The following is a 383-nucleotide window of genomic DNA, read 5'->3' on the forward strand; positions in this document are numbered from 1 at the left end:
GTCCGGCCGATTGCGCCGGCGCGGCCGCCGGCTGATAGCCCAGCTTGGTGGACAATTCCGCCTTGTCCATCTCCGGGTAGTACATCGTGTGAACAGCATCAACGAACGCCGCGTCGTCCAGGGAGCTAAGGGAAGGAAGTTTCTTGCGTGCGTCGGTCAAACCAGTCATTGCGATCCTTGAATTTATTGTCATTACATGCCGAGCGCTTCGAGCATGGCAGTCTTGTTGAGGGCGGGGCCGATGTTGTCTTCCACAACGGCGCGCGCGGCATTCACGCGTTTGAGCGCGGCATCGGTGGCGGCGACGTCGCCGGAGGGAATGGTTGCATTGAGGATGAATTTCGCTTTCTGATACTCGGCTGCCGCCGCCTCCAGCGTGGCCG

Annotated in this window: 1 protein-coding gene; it reads right to left on the reverse strand. The window is 60.6% G+C overall.

Annotated elements, in window-relative coordinates; translation table 11 throughout:
- Positions 1–192: 192 nt before the first annotated feature.
- Positions 193–383 (reverse strand): hypothetical protein (locus F2P45_RS34660; RefSeq protein ID WP_166882708.1); only part of this gene is annotated, 191 nt, incomplete at its 5' end.

It is taken from the genome of Massilia mucilaginosa (assembly GCF_011682145.1).
In the GTDB taxonomy this organism is placed as follows: domain Bacteria; phylum Pseudomonadota; class Gammaproteobacteria; order Burkholderiales; family Burkholderiaceae_D; genus Telluria_A; species Telluria_A mucilaginosa.